We start from the raw sequence: 17,824 nt of genomic DNA, 5'->3' as shown, positions 1-17,824 counted from the left end.
CCTACTGCCGGTAGGGATCTGCCGCGTCACGCAGGCCGTCCCCGACGAAGTTGAGTGAAAGTACGGCAAGGACGACGGCCACGCCCGGCAGCATCAACCACGGCGCCGTGGCGACGACCTGCACGTCCTGCGCCGCCTGCAGAAGCACTCCCCAGCTGACGACCGGCGCCTGCAGGCCCAGTCCGAGGAACGACAGGGCGGTCTCGGCCAGGATCATGCCCGGGATCGACAGGGTGAGCGAGGCGATCAAATGGCTGGTGAACAGCGGAAGCATGTGCCGGAAGATCATCCGCGCCGGGCGGTTGCCGTCCAACCTGGCGGAGCTGATGAAGTCCTCCACCCTCAGGGAGACGAAGCGCCCCCGGGTGACCCGGGCGAGGTCGGTCCAGGCGAACGTCGCGAGGATCACCGTGATCGCGAAGTAACGTCTCAGTGGTCCCCAGCCGCTGGGAACCGCCGCCGCGAGCCCGAGCCACAGCGGCAGAGTGGGAACGGACATGAAGAACTCGACAGCGCGCTGGATGAGGGTGTCCGTCCGGCCGCCGAAGTAGCCGGAGATGCCGCCGAGCACCACCCCCAGCACGAACGCCATCGTGACGCCGATCAGGCCGATCGTCATCGAGACGCGGGTGCCGTAGACCAGGCGGGAGAGCAGGTCGCGCCCGCTCCGGTCGGAGCCGAGGAGGTACATCGGCTCACGGTCGTCCACCGGTCCGACGAGGTGGATCCGGCTCGGGACCAACCCCCACAGCCGGTACTCCTCCCCACGGTCGAACAGCCGAACCCGAACCTTCTTCGACGTGTCGACCCGGTAGACGCGTTCGAGGGTGTCGGGATCCCTGCCCGCGACGTACCCGTTCACGTAGAGCCCGAACTCCCACCCACCCTGGCTGGTGTCGACGACATGCAGGCGCTGTGGTGGCGCGTAGGGGTGGGCCTGGTCGAACCTCGCGACCGAGAACGGCGCCAGAAACTCCGCGAACGCCGCCACCAGGTAGAGGAGAAGGGTGACCGCGGCCCCGATCATGGCCAGCCGGTGCTTCCTGAACGCCCGCCACACCAGCCTCGACTGGCTCGCCGAGCCACGCTGGTGCGCCCGTCCTCGCGGCGGGTTCGGCCGGCTTTCGGCCTGCCGGGACTCGGGCGCGTCGGCGGTTGCCGTTGCGGACTCTGTGCGCCGGGGCTGCGGGTTCTCCGGCAGTGTGGTCATGGTCGCACTCCCGGCTTGTCAGGTGCCCAGCCGGACCCGCGGGTCCAGCCAGGCCAGCGCGATGTCGGACAGGAGCGTTCCGATGACGGTGAGGACGCTGACGATGAGGATGAGCGACCCGGCCAGGTACATGTCCTGGCTGAGCAGGGCGCTCAGCAGCAACGGGCCCGTGGTGGGCAGCGACAGGACCTGCGCGACGATGACCTCGCCGGAGACCAGCAGCGGCAGGATCCACCCGATGGTCGAGACGAACGGGTTCATGGCGATCCGCAGTGGGTACTTCACCACGATCTTGCGTTCGCGGATGCCGCGAGCCCTGGCGGCCACGACATAGGGCTTGCGCAGCTCGTCCAGCAGGTTGTTCCGCAGGATCCTGATCAGTCCCGCCGTGCCGGCCGTCCCCAGCACCACCACCGGCACCCAGAGGTGGCCGAGCAGGTCGACCACCTTGCCGAGGTTCCACCGCGCGTCGGCGAACGTCGGAGAGAACAACCCACCCACGCTGAGGCCGAAGAAGCGGTATCCGAGATACATGAGGACCAGGGCGATCAGGAAGTTGGGCACGGCCAGGCCGAGGAACCCGATCGTGGTGAAGAGGTAGTCCCCCAGCGAGTACTGCCGAACGGCGGAGTAGAGCCCGACCGGGAACGCGATCACCCAGGTGAACACCAGCGTCGTGAGCGCCATCACGATCGTGAGCGGCAGCCGCTGGGCGAGCAGGTCCGCCACCGGCCGGTTGTACTGGAACGACTGGCCGAAGTCCAGGTGCAGGGCGATGGCCGAGACCCACTTGAGGTACTGGACGTAGAGCGGCTGACCCAGCCCGTACCGCTGTTCGAGGGTGGCGAGCTGTCCCGCGTCGACCTGGACTCCCTGCGCCCGCATCTGCGCTACCAACGTCGTCAGGTAGTCACCCGGCGGCAGGGAGATGATCGCGAACGTCACGACCGAGATCAGGAACACCGTGGGGACCATGTAGAGCACACGGCGCACTACGAAGGTGAGCATCACTCCCCTTCCAGGTAGTACTGGCTGATGTTCGTCACCGCCGGGTACGGACACTTGAAGGCGAGCCACATCTTGTTGTCACCGGGCACGTTGTGGATGCGGTCGCTGACGATCGCGTACGACTCGGCCGGCCTGCTGATGCCCATGGTCCAGAACTCGTCCCGGGCGATCTCGATGATCTCCCGCATGCCGGCGTACTGCGTGTCGACGTCGCTGGAACCCACCACCTTCTGCCGGTAGATCGCCGCCTGGCGGCGCATCGCCTCCGGCGGCTTCTCCTGCGGCGTTCCGCCCTCGTACCATCGTGACCACAAGGGCGCGTACGACGAACCGCCGGTGGCGAAGAACCACCGCGGGTCGGTGAGCATCCCCTTGTAGCCGAGCTCACCGACGTCCAGGGTGCAGTCGTACTTGTTGGCGTCCATGCGGGTACCCACGAGTTCGGGGCTCGCGGTGTCGATGCGCAACTCGATCCCGACCTTCGCCCAGGTTCCCTTCACGAACTCCATCGCGTCGATCATCACCGGGTAGCGACTCTGGATCAGCACGCTGATGACGATCGGCCTGCCGTCCGCACCGAGCCGGCGGCCTCTCGCGTCGGTCCGCGCGTAACCGGCCTTGTCCAGATACCGTTTGGCCAGCTCCAGGTTGTACTCGGTGTACTGCTTGCCCATGTCGTCGGACTTGTAGAACGGCACTTCGGGCCTGGGCGCTGTCTGCCATGGCACGCCCTGCCCGAGGAACACCAGGTCGATGATCTGCGGACGGTTGATGGCGTGCGACAGGCCGATGCGGAAGTCCTTGTTCTGGAACATCCTTCGCTTGTCGGGGTCCTCGTGGGTGAGGTTGAGACAGATGCCGACGGTGTTGTGGGTCGGGTCTTTCACCTTGACCAGCTTGTAGCCGCCGGTCCGCGTTCCGCGTGCGAGCACGGGGCGGTTCTTCGGCGTGGTCACCTCCGCCCGCATGTACAGGTCGACGTCACCGTTGGCCGCCTGGAGGATGAGCGGCCCCTGCTCCTGGAAGAACGTGAAGACGACCTTGTCGATGTACGGCAGTTGACTGCCGTCCGGATCCACCTTGAAGTAGTAGGGGTTTCGCTCCCAGACCTGACGGTCGCCGTCTCCGTGCGGGTTCTTCGGCACCCATCCCGTGACCACCGGAAGGTCCACGTTGTTGAGCTCGTCGATCTTCTCCAGGAACTTCTGCGCCCAGTCATTGCCGAGTTCGGGGTTGAAGTCCTTGTGGAACCGCTCGAGATAGTGGCGTGGCAGCAGGCGGAACGGCGGCCCGTGGATGGCGAGGTTCTGCAGGAAGACGGCGTTGGGTTCGGGGAACCTGAACGTCACCGTCTGGTCGTCCTGCTTCTCGACCACCAACGGCTTGCCGTTGATCTGCAGCGTGGACGGGAGAACCGGTGTGATCTCCTTGTTCAGGTAGATCTTCTCGTACCAGAAAAGCAGGTCGTCGGCGGTGAAGGGCTGGCCGTCGGACCACCTCATACCCTCACGGAGCTTGAAGACGTACTCCCGACCGTTGCCCCTGATCTCGTACGACTCGGCGACGTTCGGAATGATCTTGGTCCAGGTCGGATCCCACGAGATCAGGTGGTCGTGGCACACCGTCATCCACAGCCAGCTCGGGTCCGTGCTCGCCTCGACCGTGCGCCAGGTGCCGCCGTAGACACCGAGCCGCTCCAGCGGCTGGATGACTCTCGGGTTCGCCGGTAGTCGCTTCTCCACCGGCGGCAGGCTCCCCGCCTTCACTCGCGCCGCCAGCATCGGGGATTCCTTGCCCTTGCCCGCCGCACCCGCACCCGCACCCGCCTTGCCACCGGACTTGGACCGGTCGGCGGTGTCCGGATCCATGGAGAAGGCGCTGCAACCGGGGAGCAGACTGGCGCCGGCCAGTGCCGCCCCCAGCGCGAGGAAGTCCTTGCGTGAGATGTCGCGTCTCGAACCGAAATTCCCAGGCATCGACCAGACCCCCTTCGGGAGTCGCGTTCCATGGAAAAAGGAATCCACATGGTGGAACTACTGGTAGCGCCGAGGTTACGAGGGAGGTCTCACGTCGTCAACGAGATACTGAGGCCTCCGGTGACCGGATACGGGCACCGTCTACGTCGGCCGACACCACGGGGTGAGGCCCGCCCACCAAGCGGAGGAAACAACACATGACAGAGCCTTCTGGCCGGCGAACCGGTGGCGTGCAGTCCGTCGAGCGGTCGCTGGAGTTGCTCGAACTCCTGGCGGATGCGGGCGGGGACGTCACCCTCAGCCAACTCGCCGCCTCCTCCGGGCTGCCGGCACCGACGATCCACCGCCTGCTGCGGACGCTTGCCGCAGGCGGGTACGTACGCCAGGAGGAGTCACGGCGGTACGCCCTCGGCCCACGGTTGATCCGGCTCGGCGAGGCCGCCAACCGCATGCTCGGCACCTGGGCTCGCCCACACCTGCGCAGCCTGATGAAGGCCCTCGGCGAGACCGCCAACCTCGCCTTGCTGGACGGTGACGAGGCGGTGTACGTCGCACAGGTGCAGTCTGAGCACGCGATGCGGATCTTCACCGAGGTGGGACGGCACGTTTCCCTGCACGCCACCGGGGTGGGCAAGGCGCTGTTGGCACTGAAGACCGACGAGGAGGTCCGGGCCATTCTGGACCGCACCGGGATGCCGGCCCGGACACCACGCACGATCACCCGGCGACGGAGGTTCTTCGAGGAACTCGCCACCATCAGGAAACGTGGGTACGCCATCGACGACGGCGAACAGGAAGTGGGAGTGCGCTGTGTCGCGCTGACGGTCCCCGGAACACCAACCCCCACGGCGCTTTCGGTGTCGGGCCCGGAAGCTCGCATCACCGACGACGTGGTGGCCGGCGCCGTGCCCCTGCTGCGGCAGGCAGCGAGCGACCTGTCGGCGGAGCTCAGCTACCAGGAACGGGAGAGCTGAGGAGTTTCCGGGCGTTGTCGCGGGCTCGGTCGGCGGGAGTCTCCCACTGGTTCGCGCGGTGGGAACAGCGGCCATTCGGTGTCGCAGGAGGATTCCAGACAGATGTGGTCGCGGTCGGGGAAGATGCCTTCGCACTCGTTGTGCACCATCGCCTCCTCGACGTACGTCGTGAACTCCCCCGTCTCGACGTGACAACCCCTGACCACACATCGCGGGTGAGGAGGCTCGGCGCCCGCGACATACTCCGCGAACACCACTTCCGTGTCGTCTCGGCGAAAGTCCTGTGGCTCCGGGCGGAGCGTGCCCCGGGTCCGGTAGAAGACCGTGTCCCGGCCGAACTCGGGGCCGTCGTCGCCGTAGACGATCTCGGTGACATGGCATTCGTACGCATCCGGCTCGAGCCGATCCGGGTCGTTGCGGCCACCGACGGCATAGGTGATCAGGGGGGTCCGGGCGGACACACCGCAACCTTCGAAGATGCGACCGCCGAGCGGTTTCGGCGGCCGGTCGGCGTTCTTGTCCAGTACCCACAGCTCCGACTCCACGTGCCGGCTGGTGTCACGATCCTTGAACGTACGTGGGCCGATCAGGAGGTAGTCGCCGTTGGCAAGGATCAGCACGCGCAGAAAGGCGTGGTGTTCTCCCGGCCCCTGCCTGAGATTGCGTACCTTGCCCGTTTCGACGTCCAGCTCGCAGACATCACCGTAGTTCGTCTCGACGAACGCGATCCTGGTCCCGTCCGCGGACCAGTAAGGCCGTTCGCCGTAGTCGAGAAGCTTGCTGTGGAACGGCGGTGGGTCGTCGAGCACATGCGGGACGTCTGCCCGTTCGTTGGGCACCGGAATCACTCCTGTCGCTGCCGGATCACGTGGTACGGCTGGTTGGCCAGCGTCTGGTCGAGCCCGGGAAGGATCCACGCGTCCCCGGCGGGGTGGTGAACGGTGAAGTAGTAGACGAGGGCATGGTCGGAATCGGTGTAGTTGCCGCCGACACTCGTGCCGTAGGTGCCGATGCCGTCCCCTCCCCTGTCGGCATTGGTGTCGACGCTCATGTCGACGGTCCGGAAATCCTCACCCTGGTTGAGATGGCGGTAGTGGCAGACCACCGTTCCGTCGAACGCTGCACTCGGAGTGAGCTCGATCCGCACTTCCTCGCCGCGCGCGAACGGCGGCGGCGGGGTGTGGTCGAACCGGATCCGTTCGACCGCGGGCAGTAGCGGAGGCCCCTGCTCCGCGGCGGCTTCCGCCGTCCTCGCCTGCCCGAACCGCCGTTCGAGGTCGGCCAGGTCCTCCTCTATCGCCGGTAGCCGGTCGGCCCAGTGACCGTGCTCGGAGCGCAGGTCACCGAAGGTGAGGTCGGGCCGGTAGGCGCCGGTGGTCACCTCCGCCACGCCGGCCCAGGCGTCTCGTGCAGCCCGGTACGCGGCCACCGCTTCGCCCAGGTGGCTGGCGTCGCCGGTGCGCTCGTGCAGGGCGTACGCCACACCGGCCCGGAACTTGCCGGCGAAGAACCGGCCCAGCCCTGCCTGCGCCGCGACGTCGATCGCCACCCGACGGAACTCCGGATCGTCCGCCCGTGCCGACTTGTCCCGCGCCACCGCGAGATTCTGCTCGGCCTCCTCCGCGAGCCGGTCCAGCCAGTCGGCCACCTCCATCGGCGAGTACCGCCCGTCGCGGCGGCCGGCCACGACGTCCTCGGCGTACTCGTCCACCCGGTAGAACATGCTGGGGTCGAACGAGCTCACCCCGCCGAAGGTCGGCGGACTCGCCGTGTCACCGCGATAGTGGTCGGCGTTGGGACCGCCGGCGATCGGCATGTTGAGGTACATCTCCGGCCAGTAGCCGTTGTTCGACGCGCCGATGCCGTGCACGACGGTGACCAACGGAAGCACCCGGCTCGCCGGCGCCAACGCGTTCTCGACGGCCTCGGCCGCGTCACCGAACTCCGCCCGCAGGAACCGCCGCCACTGCTCAGGATCGGCGTCCGGGTCGTAGAGCAGCCGCCCCCACAGCCGGTAGGAGTAGCGGTACTTGCGCCAGTCCTGCCCGTCCAGCCGCAACGCCGGATCGGCGTAGGGATCTCTGCCGTTCGGCTCCCCGGTGTTCTTGCGGCCCTTGAAACTCAGGGGCTCGCACCACTCGATCCCCAGCGCACCGCCGATCGTGCCCAGCCGGCCGTACCCGGCGGCCAGGACCGGATCTGCCCAGAGCAACACCTTCTGCGTGCCGGGCCAGATGCGGAACAGCAGCCCGACGTCGCTGCCTTCGCGCAGGAAGTCGCCATAGCCGTAACGGGTGAACCGGCGTTGGTGCGCGGTGATCGCCATCAGCCCGGTTCCGGGTTCCTTCGTGGCACGTTCGCGTTCGCGGATCGTCGTCTGGTGGTACGGCAGGCCCTGGTGCTCTGCCCAGTACTTCGCCGAGACCACCACCCGGCATCCGGTCCCGCGGGCGATGTCGAGCAGCGCCTCGTCCACGCCCTTGGCGTGCATGTCGATCTCGATCGGGCGTCCGACAGCGGCGACCGCCCCCATCACGGTCTGCCAGAACGCCTCGTGGTCAGGCTCCGGGATGCCGCCCTCGTAGTGCACCCGCATCGTCAGCCCGTCGATCGACGGGCACTCCCGAAGCAGGAGGTCGAGAGCGGCGGCGCAGTACGCCGCATGGTTGTCCGGGGTGATGCCGCTGACCGGATACAGCGGTGCCGAGCCCTCGCCCTGGTCGTCGGCGTGGTTCCACAGCCCCAACTGGAAATGGATCCCTCTCCGTTTCGCCTCGTCGCTGATGTACCTCAGCGTGGCGAGATTGGCCTCGCGTTCCTCGGCCGGCACGTTTCCTACGCCGACGTCGAAGCCGGGAACGTCGAGCAGGAAGGGGTACGGGAAGCAGAAGTAGTTCTCCGTCGCGGGGTGATGCCCGTAGTTGTACTGCATCCCGAACGCCAGCTGGAAGCGGTTGATCCGGTTGACAGCGAGCTCGGTGAGGTACTCCGACCAGAAGTCCCGGTCGTAGAACCACGGCTTGTCCTCCACGTCGCTGGTGAACGTCCGCAGGATGCTTCGTACCGGCGTCGCCGGCTGCTTGCTCTCCGGCTCCGTACTGCGGAGCTCGGCAACGGGGTCCTCGGCACAGCGCACACGGTCGGCCAGCTCCAGCACGCCGTACGCCAGACCGCGCGCGTCGGCTCCCGCCACGCTCACCTGTCCGTCGGCCCCGTCCGGGCGGCTCAGCTCGAAGGACTCCGCGGGACCGGCGTTCCCACCTGCCACCCGGATCAGCACGTCGGCCGAGTCCGGCTGCGAGTCCGGCTGGGAGTCCTGCTGCGAGTCCGGTTGCCGGTCCCTTCGCCGGCCCGACGGCCGCCGCACGACGACGCCGGCCCCTTCCAGGGTCTCGGCCAGGTAGTCGACCGACCACCGCACCGGAGACTCGTTCGCCACCGAACTCGTGGGGTCCACGACAACAAGGACCGTCGCGGCATGGTCATGACCGGCCGAAGCACTCATCCGTCGTCCCTTCCTGGGTCGTCAGCGTGCACGTCTGTCCGCGCGTGGGGAGGCCGACGGGTGCTCCGCGGTGCTCGGCGGAGACGCCGGACCTAGAGGACTGATTTCGTATCGTAGAACTCAAATTTCATTACGGGCAGGGCAGTGCAGGACCACAAACGGTCACGTCGACGGCTGAACCCCCGAATCGCGGCGCCGCTGCCCTCAGGCTTCGTAGTCGGCGCCGGGCCCATGTCGTCTCCGCACGCACGCCGAGGTCTCGTGCGCTCAGTCGATGGGCTCCAGACTCAGCAGCGACGCGGCCGGCAACGGAAGGGAGATCTCGAACGAAACGCCGCCGGCGTCGGCCTCGACCGTGCGGGCGGGCTCGAACTCCTCCAGTCCCTGCCTCGCGGTGATCTCGGCGAGCTCCTCGCCGGTCGGGTCCTGGGGTGAACCCAGCGCCCTCCAGACGGTGTGGGCGTTGCTGTGCTCGGCGTCGACCCGGTAGTGGCGTACTCGGTACGTCCGTCCCTCCAGGTTGCGCAAGGACAGGTTGACGGTGGTCTCCAGCTCGCTGGTGTGGTACTGGTCATCGATGTGCCGCCACACCAGTGCTGTCAACGTCCCATTGCCGGCGCGGGAGGCCAGGACGTCGACCTCCTCGGGCATGCTGCTTCCGTCGGTGTCGTCCAGCGCACGGACGCTCCAGGCCGCGTCGGAGGTCGCCCTGATCCGCTCGTCGCCGAGCAGCGACAGCATGCGGTACGCGTTCAGGAACGGCTTCTCGATTCCGCCCGCGGTGAGGAAGGAGCGGGTGCCCTCGAAGAACCGCTCGCCCTCGAAGTAGAAGCTCCACGAGGTCGCCCGCTGCACCTGCACGATCTCGCTGGCGTTGAGGTCCAGGATCTTCTTCATCAGCTTGACCTGGAAGACGGGGTAGTACTCGGTGTTCTGGAACTCGTAGTTGCGGTTGTCGTAGCGGCCGAAGTGAGCGGGGACAGCGGCGTCACACTCGTCGACGATCGCCGGAAGGTCACGGTAGGGCTCGTACTCCGCGATCGCCCGGTTGAACTCGCGCAGGTCGTACAGCATCTTCGTCGACGACGGGTTCAGTCGCTCGCTCGGCCGGCTGCCAATCGGGCGGTACTCCCGGGTCGGGAAGCGGCATCCCTTGGTGTGATAGGAGATGAAGTCCAGCGGCTCGTTCCGGCTCGAGGTGTAGTCCAGGAAGCCCTTGAGGAACTCGAGGCCGCCGCTGGTGACGGTCGGGCCGCCGACCTTGGCGTTCGGGAGCACGTTGCGAACGGCTCGCGCGGTGACGGTGTAGAGCTCGTTGAACTGTTCCGGGGTGCCCCGCCAGTAGTTGATGTCGGGTTCGTTCCACAGTTCCCACAGCCAGCTGAGGACCTCGGTCTCGCCGTACCGCTCCAGGCAGTGGCGTACGAGGGCCTCGACCAGGCCGGCCCACCTGCCGTAGTCGCGAGGTGGGTATCCCCAGGTGCCGGCCTCGTAGGAGGTGTAGACGGTCGGGCTCGGAGTGACAGTGAGTTCGGCAGCCTCGGGCGGCACGAGGTCGCGAGGGGTGAAGCCGAGTTCGACGAGTACGTGGTGGCCCGCGCCGACGATCGCGTCGTACGCCTGGTCGACGATGGTGAAGTCGTAGTACGGCTTCCCCTCGTCGTCCTCGTGGTAGACGTTGCCAGAACCCCAGTGCGGGATGCCGAAGCCGCTGCCTGAGCAGAAGACGTAGTGCGGACGGACGTGGTAACCGCCATGGGACAAGTTCGCGAACTTGCGGAGCAGGCGTCTGCCGGTCGGCGTGTACGTCCAGTTGATCTCGTCGTATCCGATGCTCTCCCAGACCCGGGTGAGGGGCCCTTCCACTACCGAGGCGTCCACGTCGACCCGCGCTCGCAGGACGTGCGGTGCGCCGGGATCGCTGGGAGCCGCAGGCGGGAACGGCCCGAGCTGGACTCTGCTGACATGGGAGCCGGTCGTGGTGTTCATGACCCTGGATCAGCCTCACTTCTCGGTGGGGAGGCGCTTCGTGTCAGGGAGGAACTGCGCCCGCATCCGAGGTGAGATACGAGTGACCTCGGATCACGACGCGGGATTGGCGACGAGTGTCCCCCGGTGCTCGGAAAACTGTCAATGACAAATCGTTTTACCTGGAGTTCCGTGACGCACTGGCGCTCGGCGACCCGCCGGCCGCACAGGACGCCATCGACAAACACATCAGCGGGGCGTAGACGATGATCGGATAGTTGGCGACCGTGCCCTGGTAGAACGGCCCGTCGGACAGATGGATCTTGATCATGTCCCAGACGGCCCGGTAACGCTTCATCGTGTCCGGCTCGGCCCTCGCCGTGGCGAACCCGCCGTAGGAGCCCGTACGCGTCCGGAGCAGGGTCGGTATCCCTGGCGGACATGCGACGGCCTCCTTGCATCCGATCCGACCGCAGTGCCGACCATCCGCTCCGCGGCGACGACATGCGATCCGTCCTGACGTCCTCGCGACACAAGTACACCGACCGCGGCGATCGCCATCTCCCGTCGGACACTGGCCGCGGCCACAGTCGGCCGTCTCGGCATCCGTCAGGTCGCGATCGCTGCCATGCCGTCATGCCCAACCATCGCGACGATCCTGACGACGCGGTCGACGACCTCGTGACGATGCGTTCTGCGGCTGATCTCCGGCATCCTGAGTAGTGTCAGACCTGCCGAGCCGAGTACGGCAGCCGGCCCCCACGGCCGGATTCATCGCCTCAACCGGAGGTCGTACAGCATGGAGACGTGGGACGCGATCAGAGCTCGCCGCAACGTCCGTTCGTACCGCCCCGACCCGGTCAGTGACGCCGACCTTGATCGGATCGTGGAGGCCGCCCGGCGGGCGCCGTCGGCGTCCAACCGCCAGCACTGGGACTTCGTGATCGTCACCGATCGGGACCAGCTCACCGAGCTGTCGACCGTGTGGCAGGGAGCCCGCCACATCGCCGACGCCCCTGCTGCGATCGCCCTGGTCGTTCCACAGCCGGCCGACGACCGGAACCGAATGATCGACCAGTACGACCTGGGGCAGGCGACCTACGCCATCGCCCTCGCCGCCGCCGACCTGGGAATCGGCACCGGTCACTCCTCGGTCAGCGACCAGGACAGGGCTCGCGCCATCCTCGGTGTCCCGAACGACCACATCGTCGCCTACCTGCTCGGCGTCGGATACCCGGCCGACCGGCCGCTGCGCCCCATCGCCCGGCCGAACCGCCGCCCGTTCGGCGAGGTCGTTCATCGCGGCACCTGGTAGACCCCTTGGTTTCGCCCGCCGCCGAGGTGCCGGGGTGCCGGGGTCCTCGAACGGACACCACACGGACTCGCCGTCTGCCGTAGCGTTGCCCTTCACGCAGCAACGAAGCGACCTACGCGGAGGTGACGGGCGTATCGGTGAGAGTGGGCATCCAGCTGTACTCCGTCAGGCAGTCCATGGCCCGGGATCCCTATCGAACGCTGGAGCGGCTGGCCGAGCTCGGCTTCAGGAACTTCGAGGGGGCAAACCACAACGCCGACACCGACGACGGAATCGGCTTCGGCGTCCCGGCCAAGGATCTTCGCGCCACCCTGGACCGGCTCGGCATGCAGGTCGTCGGCTGCCACATCAATCCTCTGGACCCGCAACGCCTGCCGGCGGTCCTCGACTACCACCGCGAACTGGGCAACAGCCAGATCGGCTGTGACATCGAGTTCTATCCGTACGACGATCTGGACTACGTTCTGCGCCGCGCGGAGTTCTTCAACCAGGTCGGGGAGCTCTGCCGGCAACGAGGAATGCGGTTCTACTACCACAACCACTACCAGGAGTTTCAGCTCGTCGCCGGGCGTACGGTCTACGACCTCATCATGCAGAACACCGATCCCGAACTCGTGTTCGTGGAGATGGACACGTACTGGATGATGCGAGGCGGACAGGACCCGGTCGAGATGATCGAGAAGTACCGCGACCGGCTGGTTCTCCTCCACCAGAAGGACTTCCCCCGCGACGCGCCTTAACCTGCCGTGATGTTCGACGGGACCGTCGACAGGAATTCTGAAATCACGCTCAAGTCGTTCCTGGAAACGAAGGACCCTCTCTGCTTCACCGAGATCGGAACTGGCATGATGCCCATCCAGGCCATCGTCGACGCCGCCGACAAGTGCCCGAATTTCGAGTACCTGCTGCTCGAACAGGACCACACCCAGCTGGACGAACTCGACTCGGTGAAGCGCAGCCGGGACGAGTTCGACCGCTACGCGGGGATCTCCTGGCAGTGAGTGCACCCCTGCCGAGGCGTGTGGCAAGATGCGCGCACCGCATGTGGCGGTGAGGTTCTGCTTCAGGGGGGATCCTTGAAATCTGTGCGCGCCGTCGCCCTGCTCGCAGCAGGAACGGTCGCCGGTTGCCTGCTGCTGGCGCCACCGGCCAACGCCGAGTACTACGACACGAAGGTCACCAGCACCACCATCAACAACGACAAGCCCATCGTGATGGGCACCAGTGGCTCCATCGCCCGCACCGTCCCGGTCACCGTCGAGGCCACCGAGGACTCCGGAGGTCTGGGCTGGGTCGATGCCCACCTCCGCAGCGTCGGCGGCCCCTTCTTCAAGTACCTGGAGGGGCCCACCAACTACAACATGACCTGCGTGACGCGTACGTCCACGACGTTGACCTGCACCGGCACGGCGGTCATCCACCTGTACGACCTGAGCAACTCCTCCGCCGGCCGCCCGGTCCAGTTGCGGATGAGCGGCTACACCTACGACGGCCTTCAGTACAACCTCTACAGCGATCCCGCCGACGACGTCCTCCTCCTGAAGGAGACCAGGCTGGCGACTGCGAACGCGACCCCCGAGCCCGTTCGCAAGAACGGCACCCTCACCGTCACCGGGCGGCTCACCCAGCCCAACTGGAACTCCACGGACCTCGACGGCAACGCGATCTCCGTCGGCTACGGCGGCCAGCCGGTGCGCCTGCAGTTCAGGAAGGCCGGCGCCACGTCATACGCCACCGTCAAGACGATCACCTCGGCCACGGACGGCACGTTGAAGACGACCGTCGCCGCCACGACGTCGGGGGCCTGGCGGTGGTCGTTCGGCGGAGGCAGCACGACCGCGGCCTCGGTCTCGGCCGGCGACAACGTCACCCTCTACAAGGTCGCGAAGGTGAGCGTGAACGCCTCTCCGGAGCCGGTCGCAAAGGGCGGCAAGCTGACCGTGACCGGGCGGCTGACCCGGGCCACCACCGACGAGGCCACGACGTTCGTCGGCTACGCCAGCCAGCCGGTGCAGATGCAGTTCCGTAAGGCAGGCAGCAGCACCTACGTCACGGTCAAGACCGTCTACACCGATGCGAACGGCTACCTGAAGACGACCGCCACGGCCGGGGCCACCGGCTACTGGCGGTGGTCGTACGCGGGCAGTTCCACCGTCGCGTCCGTCTCTGCGGCCGGTGACTACGTCGCCCTGAAGTGACGACCGAATGCGCGACCGGCCGCGGGGCCTCTGTCAGTAGAGGCGCCGCGGCCGCTGCGTCTTCGCGGAAACGCCACGCCCCACCGTCGTACGACTTGAGCCGCACCTTCCAGCCACGGCCGTCCAGAGCGTGAAGACTGCCGTGGACGGCTCATCACGACTTAGGGCATATGACGGTAAAGGGCTGCTGACAACCACATGTGCGAACCATCGTGATCGCACATACCGGCCTCCACGGAGCTCGCCTGGGGGCCATTCAGGAGTGCATGATCCCCGGCACCTGCGATGCCGGGTTCGCTACCGGCGGCCTAGCTTGGGCTCGTGGGCGCCGATCGTGGCGAGCCCGCAGTAGAACGGGAGGTCTGCATGGATCGTGCGAATCCGTTCCGCCACCTTGAGACCCGCTTCGAGCGGTGTGACAGCCGTGAGGAGCTTCACGCTGAGGTATGTCGCTCCGCTCGAGAACTCACCGGTGCAGCAGGCACATGCTTGGTCGTCAGGGAAGGCGATCTGTGCCACCACGTGTCGGTGGACTCCGACATCCCGTTGTGGCTCGGCCAGCGTTTCCCGATGGACAAGTGCCTCAGCGGCTGGGCAATACGTCACCAGATGACGGCCGTCGCGCCCGACATTCACAAGGACACGCGCCCCGCCAAGGTGGTGCACCTGCCGACGCCGGTCCACAGCGTCATGATGTGCCCGATCATCGATCGTGAGCCTGTGGGCGCCATCGGTGCATGCTGGCCGAACTCCGGGGTTCCCAGTGCACAGTGCATCGCTGTCCTCGAGAAGGTCGCGTCCCTCGCCGGATCGGCTCTGCACCGCTTCGGCGGGTGGTCGGGCCACACGGGTTCCAACATCACCAACTGATGACGAACGGGATCCGTTCAGCCCCGGTTGGGCCCGCTACTCCGGCCGGTCCACGGCTGCCAAGTGCTCGGGGTCCTGAGCCGCGTCGACGTCGGCAGGGTTGGGAAGATGCCGCGTGTACCGCAGCCGTTCGGCGGCCAGGCACCCTCTGCCCAGCGCCGCCCGGACGTCGGCGGCACTGTTGCCACTGCACTTGACGCCGTAGAAGAGCACCAGGTTCGTCAGCGTGACGCCTGCCGCGTAGACGGGGAGGTCCGTCGCGACACCGACCTGCATGCACACCAGGATGACCGCGACCGTGAACGTGTAGAACGTCGACGACGGCGCCCACCGGCAGAACTCCTCCAGTGCGGCGATCCGCCCGGCCGGCACGGTGGACAGTCCTGACGTGCGGGCCTCCGCCACGGCCGTCTGTGCGAACTTCCGACAGGTCCAGTTGCACAGGGACGTGACGATCATTCCTATGGTCGTGCACACCGGCCACCAGGCTTGCTGAATCAGGGTGGTCGGCAGCACGAGCACGAACCCCACCACAGAAGCCAGCCGCATGTGTACTTCGGCGAGGAGCGCGAGTTTGCCCAGCCGACCCTGCCCGAGTCCGGCTGTCAGTGGGGTGAGACCCGCGAACAGGTTCTGGTAGTAGCGCGCACACACCAGCAGGAAGCTCAGGCACACCATCCGGGCCGCCAGATTGGTCACCAGATCAGGGACGCGATAGTCCGGCTGCCGCAGGTCGTCGAGGTACGGAAAGCTGTCCGGCGACGCGCCGGTCAGTCGATGCAGCGCGGTGACAACCTGGTTGCCCCAGTCCCAGCCGAGGTCTCGCGCCCACCACCAGAGCACGATCGTCGCACCGACATACCATGCCGCTCCCGACAGCCATGCCCAGAACAGCAGCCAGCGTACGTGCATCCCTCGGGACGTGTCCCGGTAGAGGCCCTGGCGCCTGCGTACCTTCCACAACCGCCACTGCCTGCCGGGCGCACCCGACAGCGGCCTGAACAAGCCGATCAGATCGGCCAGCAGGCCGGGCGCGGCCGAACGATCGCTCCGTGCCGCCTGCACCCCGGCGAGTTCCTCGTCCAGGAGGATGCGCAGCTGCGGGTACAGCGGCTCGGCCGGATCGGGCTTGAACAGCGACAGCCGACGCGCCGGGTCACCGTCGACGAGATCCTCGATGAACCGCGCCAGGATCGGAGTCTCCGCGTACAACGAGTCCGGTACGAAGCCGTCGTGGTGGCGCTTGGGTGCGGCGGCGGTGATGAGAAGTTGCCCGAGGGAGTACAGATCGGAGGTGTACGCACCGGTGCCGCTGCGGCGCACCTCGGGTGCGACATAACCCGCGTCGGGCCCGCCCTGCCCGGCAACGGCGTGCACGTACAGGTAGTTGACACCGAGATCTATCAGTACGAACTGACCGCTGTCCTGGTTCACGATGATGTTCGACGGCGACAGGTCGCAGTGCCGCAGACCGACTCGCTCCAGGTCGGCCAACGCCGCCAGGAGTTCTCGTCCGACGTTCTCGAGCAGATCGACACGGACCGCCCGCTCCTCCGCCGCCCTTCGTCGCTCGAGCGCGAGGTCGCGACAGCGCCTGGGCGCCAGACGGAGCAGGCCCGACCGGGCCGGCGCCTCCGCTCCACGGCGAGCGAGGTACTCGGCGAGGGTCTCCCCCTCCACGAAGTCCATCAGGATCCAGTTCGGGCTGCTGGCCCATACCCGGACCACATGCCTCAGCTTCTTTGTGGGCAGGCCGTACTCCGCCATGTAGTCGTACGTCGACCGAACCACGCTCGCCGCCCGCAGGAAAGGACAGAGCAGGCACTTGAGGGCGAACCTGCTGGCGCGGCCGTGCACCTCTTCGGCAGTCCCGGCAAGGATGAACGACGTGGTGCCGTGCCGGTGGAAGCTGAGCTCGTCGAACCTCGCCTTCTCCCACTCCTGCCCGGTCGGTCGCGCGTTCGTCGTTTCCTGACTGACACTCGGGCCGGCAAGCCACGCTTGCGGACCGTACAGCGTGCGGATCGCGGCGCGTACGACAGGCTCGGCGACCAGCGGCTTGCAGATCCCGTCGCAATCGTGGGTTGACGCGCCCGAAGCGGCACCGACCGTCCCACGCGCATGCCGGACCTCGTCGGAATGACGCAGTGACACGAGCGTCAGCAACGTGAAGCCGGCAAAGCCGAGCACCAGGTCCGTGCCGAGCTCATCCGGCGTCGTTCGTTCACGGGCCGCCGTCCACCACTGGTGAAGGGCGTCGATGACGTCGGCCCAGGGGCGTTCGAACCGGACGAGGAAGCTGGACGCGTCGGTCGGGAGATCCATGAGCAACTGCTTCCACTCCTGGTCGCCCCAGGAACCCAACTCGGACTCGGCCGCACGACGGTCTCTCTGGTCGGCGAAGATCAGCCGAAGGACGGTGCAGAACCGCTCCTCCGTCGCGGTGCCGGGGGTCATCCCCTCGCCACAATCGTCAGTCGGGGCACGGCGCGGATGCGGTCGTCGAGGATCAGGCCCGGGTGGCGGCGTTCGATCGCGCAGTACGCCACCTCGTAAGCCCCGCGTGCCCCGGCGATGATCCGGCCCGGGTCCATCTCGTGCCGCTTGACCTCTGGCATCCAGCCGAGCGGAGAGAGGTCCAGCACGTACGGCTCCCCGTCGGGCTCGCTCATCCGGCGCTGCAGCATGGCGCGCTCCTTCCGCGGGTGAGCACTCCGGAGACGACGCCTACCGCCAGGACGGGATGGTCGGGTGACCACGAGGAGCTCCCCACCGTCGAACCTCCCCCATAAGGTCCGGG

The 17,824-nt window shown here is 67.1% G+C and carries 15 protein-coding genes; 6 read left to right on the top strand and 9 right to left on the bottom strand.

Annotated features, from left to right (window positions below):
* Position 1: 1 nt before the first annotated feature.
* Genes BLU27_RS11245 through BLU27_RS11235 form a run of 3 tightly spaced genes read right to left on the bottom strand, consistent with a single transcriptional unit; the run spans position 2 to position 4,194 of the window.
* Positions 2-1,210, bottom strand: a complete 1,209-nt coding sequence (locus BLU27_RS11245; protein WP_092653047.1) for an ABC transporter permease — start codon at positions 1,208-1,210, stop codon at positions 2-4.
* Positions 1,211-1,228: 18 nt separating this feature from the next.
* A complete protein-coding gene (locus BLU27_RS11240) occupies positions 1,229-2,218 on the bottom strand; it encodes an ABC transporter permease (protein ID WP_092653045.1) in 990 nt (329 codons plus the stop codon).
* On the bottom strand, positions 2,218-4,194 hold the full coding sequence (locus tag BLU27_RS11235; RefSeq protein WP_092653043.1) for an ABC transporter substrate-binding protein: 1,977 nt from the start codon (positions 4,192-4,194) through the stop codon (positions 2,218-2,220). Before BLU27_RS11235 ends, BLU27_RS11240 begins: the two co-directional genes overlap by 1 nt.
* A 197-nt stretch (positions 4,195-4,391) precedes the next feature.
* Between BLU27_RS11235 and BLU27_RS11230 the strand changes: the two genes are divergently transcribed.
* Positions 4,392-5,168: an IclR family transcriptional regulator gene (locus tag BLU27_RS11230; protein ID WP_092653041.1), complete on the top strand. Its 777-nt coding sequence runs from the start codon at positions 4,392-4,394 to the stop codon at positions 5,166-5,168.
* Here the strand turns inward: BLU27_RS11230 and BLU27_RS11225 are convergent.
* The 4 genes from BLU27_RS11225 to BLU27_RS11210 all read right to left on the bottom strand — a co-directional run bounded on the left by BLU27_RS11225 (position 5,147) and on the right by BLU27_RS11210 (position 10,999).
* On the bottom strand, positions 5,147-6,007 hold the full coding sequence (locus BLU27_RS11225; RefSeq protein ID WP_157728432.1) for a TolB-like translocation protein: 861 nt from the start codon (positions 6,005-6,007) through the stop codon (positions 5,147-5,149). The two genes, BLU27_RS11230 and BLU27_RS11225, sit on opposite strands and share 22 nt — an antisense overlap.
* Before the next feature lie 5 nt (positions 6,008-6,012).
* The gene (locus BLU27_RS11220) at positions 6,013-8,673 is read right to left on the bottom strand and encodes a hypothetical protein (RefSeq protein ID WP_157728430.1); all 2,661 of its coding nucleotides are present in this window, start codon (positions 8,671-8,673) and stop codon (positions 6,013-6,015) included.
* Positions 8,674-8,940: 267 nt separating this feature from the next.
* On the bottom strand, positions 8,941-10,662 hold the full coding sequence (locus BLU27_RS11215) for a GH39 family glycosyl hydrolase (RefSeq protein ID WP_092653035.1): 1,722 nt from the start codon (positions 10,660-10,662) through the stop codon (positions 8,941-8,943).
* Between the two features lie 157 nt (positions 10,663-10,819).
* The gene (locus tag BLU27_RS11210) at positions 10,820-10,999 is read right to left on the bottom strand and encodes a hypothetical protein (RefSeq protein WP_092653033.1); all 180 of its coding nucleotides are present in this window, start codon (positions 10,997-10,999) and stop codon (positions 10,820-10,822) included.
* Positions 11,000-11,440: 441 nt separating this feature from the next.
* On the opposite strand from BLU27_RS11210, the gene BLU27_RS11205 reads away from it, so the two are divergent.
* From BLU27_RS11205 to BLU27_RS11185, 5 genes are all read left to right on the top strand, one after another.
* Positions 11,441-11,956: a nitroreductase family protein gene (locus BLU27_RS11205; protein WP_092653031.1), complete on the top strand. Its 516-nt coding sequence runs from the start codon at positions 11,441-11,443 to the stop codon at positions 11,954-11,956.
* Positions 11,957-12,093: 137 nt separating this feature from the next.
* Positions 12,094-12,696, top strand: coding sequence for a sugar phosphate isomerase/epimerase family protein (locus tag BLU27_RS11200; RefSeq protein WP_157728428.1), 603 nt, complete (start codon positions 12,094-12,096; stop codon positions 12,694-12,696).
* 9 nt (positions 12,697-12,705) lie between these two features.
* The gene (locus BLU27_RS11195) at positions 12,706-12,957 is read left to right on the top strand and encodes a hypothetical protein (protein WP_092653027.1); all 252 of its coding nucleotides are present in this window, start codon (positions 12,706-12,708) and stop codon (positions 12,955-12,957) included.
* An 84-nt stretch (positions 12,958-13,041) separates the two neighbouring features.
* Positions 13,042-14,154 carry a hypothetical protein gene (locus tag BLU27_RS11190; protein WP_092653025.1) on the top strand — a complete coding sequence of 371 codons (1,113 nt, stop codon included), beginning with the start codon at positions 13,042-13,044 and terminating at the stop codon, positions 14,152-14,154.
* Positions 14,155-14,475: 321 nt separating this feature from the next.
* The gene (locus BLU27_RS11185; RefSeq protein ID WP_157728426.1) at positions 14,476-15,024 is read left to right on the top strand and encodes a GAF domain-containing protein; all 549 of its coding nucleotides are present in this window, start codon (positions 14,476-14,478) and stop codon (positions 15,022-15,024) included.
* Between the two features lie 36 nt (positions 15,025-15,060).
* Here the strand turns inward: BLU27_RS11185 and BLU27_RS11180 are convergent, their stop codons facing one another.
* Positions 15,061-17,481 (bottom strand): protein kinase domain-containing protein, encoded by a 2,421-nt coding sequence (locus tag BLU27_RS11180; RefSeq protein ID WP_092653022.1) that lies wholly within the window; start codon positions 17,479-17,481, stop codon positions 15,061-15,063.
* Positions 17,478-17,711 carry a hypothetical protein gene (locus BLU27_RS11175; protein WP_197681781.1) on the bottom strand — a complete coding sequence of 78 codons (234 nt, stop codon included), beginning with the start codon at positions 17,709-17,711 and terminating at the stop codon, positions 17,478-17,480. Before BLU27_RS11175 ends, BLU27_RS11180 begins: the two co-directional genes overlap by 4 nt.
* Between the last annotated feature and the right edge of the window lie 113 nt (positions 17,712-17,824).

The sequence above is a fragment of the Actinopolymorpha singaporensis genome (genome assembly GCF_900104745.1).
GTDB lineage: Bacteria > Actinomycetota > Actinomycetes > Propionibacteriales > Actinopolymorphaceae > Actinopolymorpha > Actinopolymorpha singaporensis.
This window is presented reverse-complemented; position numbering and strand designations above follow the sequence as displayed.

Bases quoted from the DNA above. Each gene is read 5' to 3' on its own strand.
- BLU27_RS11245 (WP_092653047.1), bottom strand. From the start codon at position 1,210: ATGACCACACTGCCGGAGAACCCGCAGCCCCGGCGCACAGAGTCCGCA.
- BLU27_RS11240 (WP_092653045.1), bottom strand. From the start codon at position 2,218: ATGCTCACCTTCGTAGTGCGCCGTGTGCTCTACATGGTCCCCACGGTG.
- BLU27_RS11235 (WP_092653043.1), bottom strand. From the start codon at position 4,194: ATGCCTGGGAATTTCGGTTCGAGACGCGACATCTCACGCAAGGACTTC.
- BLU27_RS11230 (WP_092653041.1), top strand. From the start codon at position 4,392: ATGACAGAGCCTTCTGGCCGGCGAACCGGTGGCGTGCAGTCCGTCGAG.
- BLU27_RS11220 (WP_157728430.1), bottom strand. From the start codon at position 8,673: ATGAGTGCTTCGGCCGGTCATGACCATGCCGCGACGGTCCTTGTTGTC.
- BLU27_RS11215 (WP_092653035.1), bottom strand. From the start codon at position 10,662: ATGAACACCACGACCGGCTCCCATGTCAGCAGAGTCCAGCTCGGGCCG.
- BLU27_RS11210 (WP_092653033.1), bottom strand. From the start codon at position 10,999: ATGAAGCGTTACCGGGCCGTCTGGGACATGATCAAGATCCATCTGTCC.
- BLU27_RS11205 (WP_092653031.1), top strand. From the start codon at position 11,441: ATGGAGACGTGGGACGCGATCAGAGCTCGCCGCAACGTCCGTTCGTAC.
- BLU27_RS11195 (WP_092653027.1), top strand. From the start codon at position 12,706: ATGTTCGACGGGACCGTCGACAGGAATTCTGAAATCACGCTCAAGTCG.
- BLU27_RS11180 (WP_092653022.1), bottom strand. From the start codon at position 17,481: ATGACCCCCGGCACCGCGACGGAGGAGCGGTTCTGCACCGTCCTTCGG.
- BLU27_RS11175 (WP_197681781.1), bottom strand. From the start codon at position 17,711: ATGCTGCAGCGCCGGATGAGCGAGCCCGACGGGGAGCCGTACGTGCTG.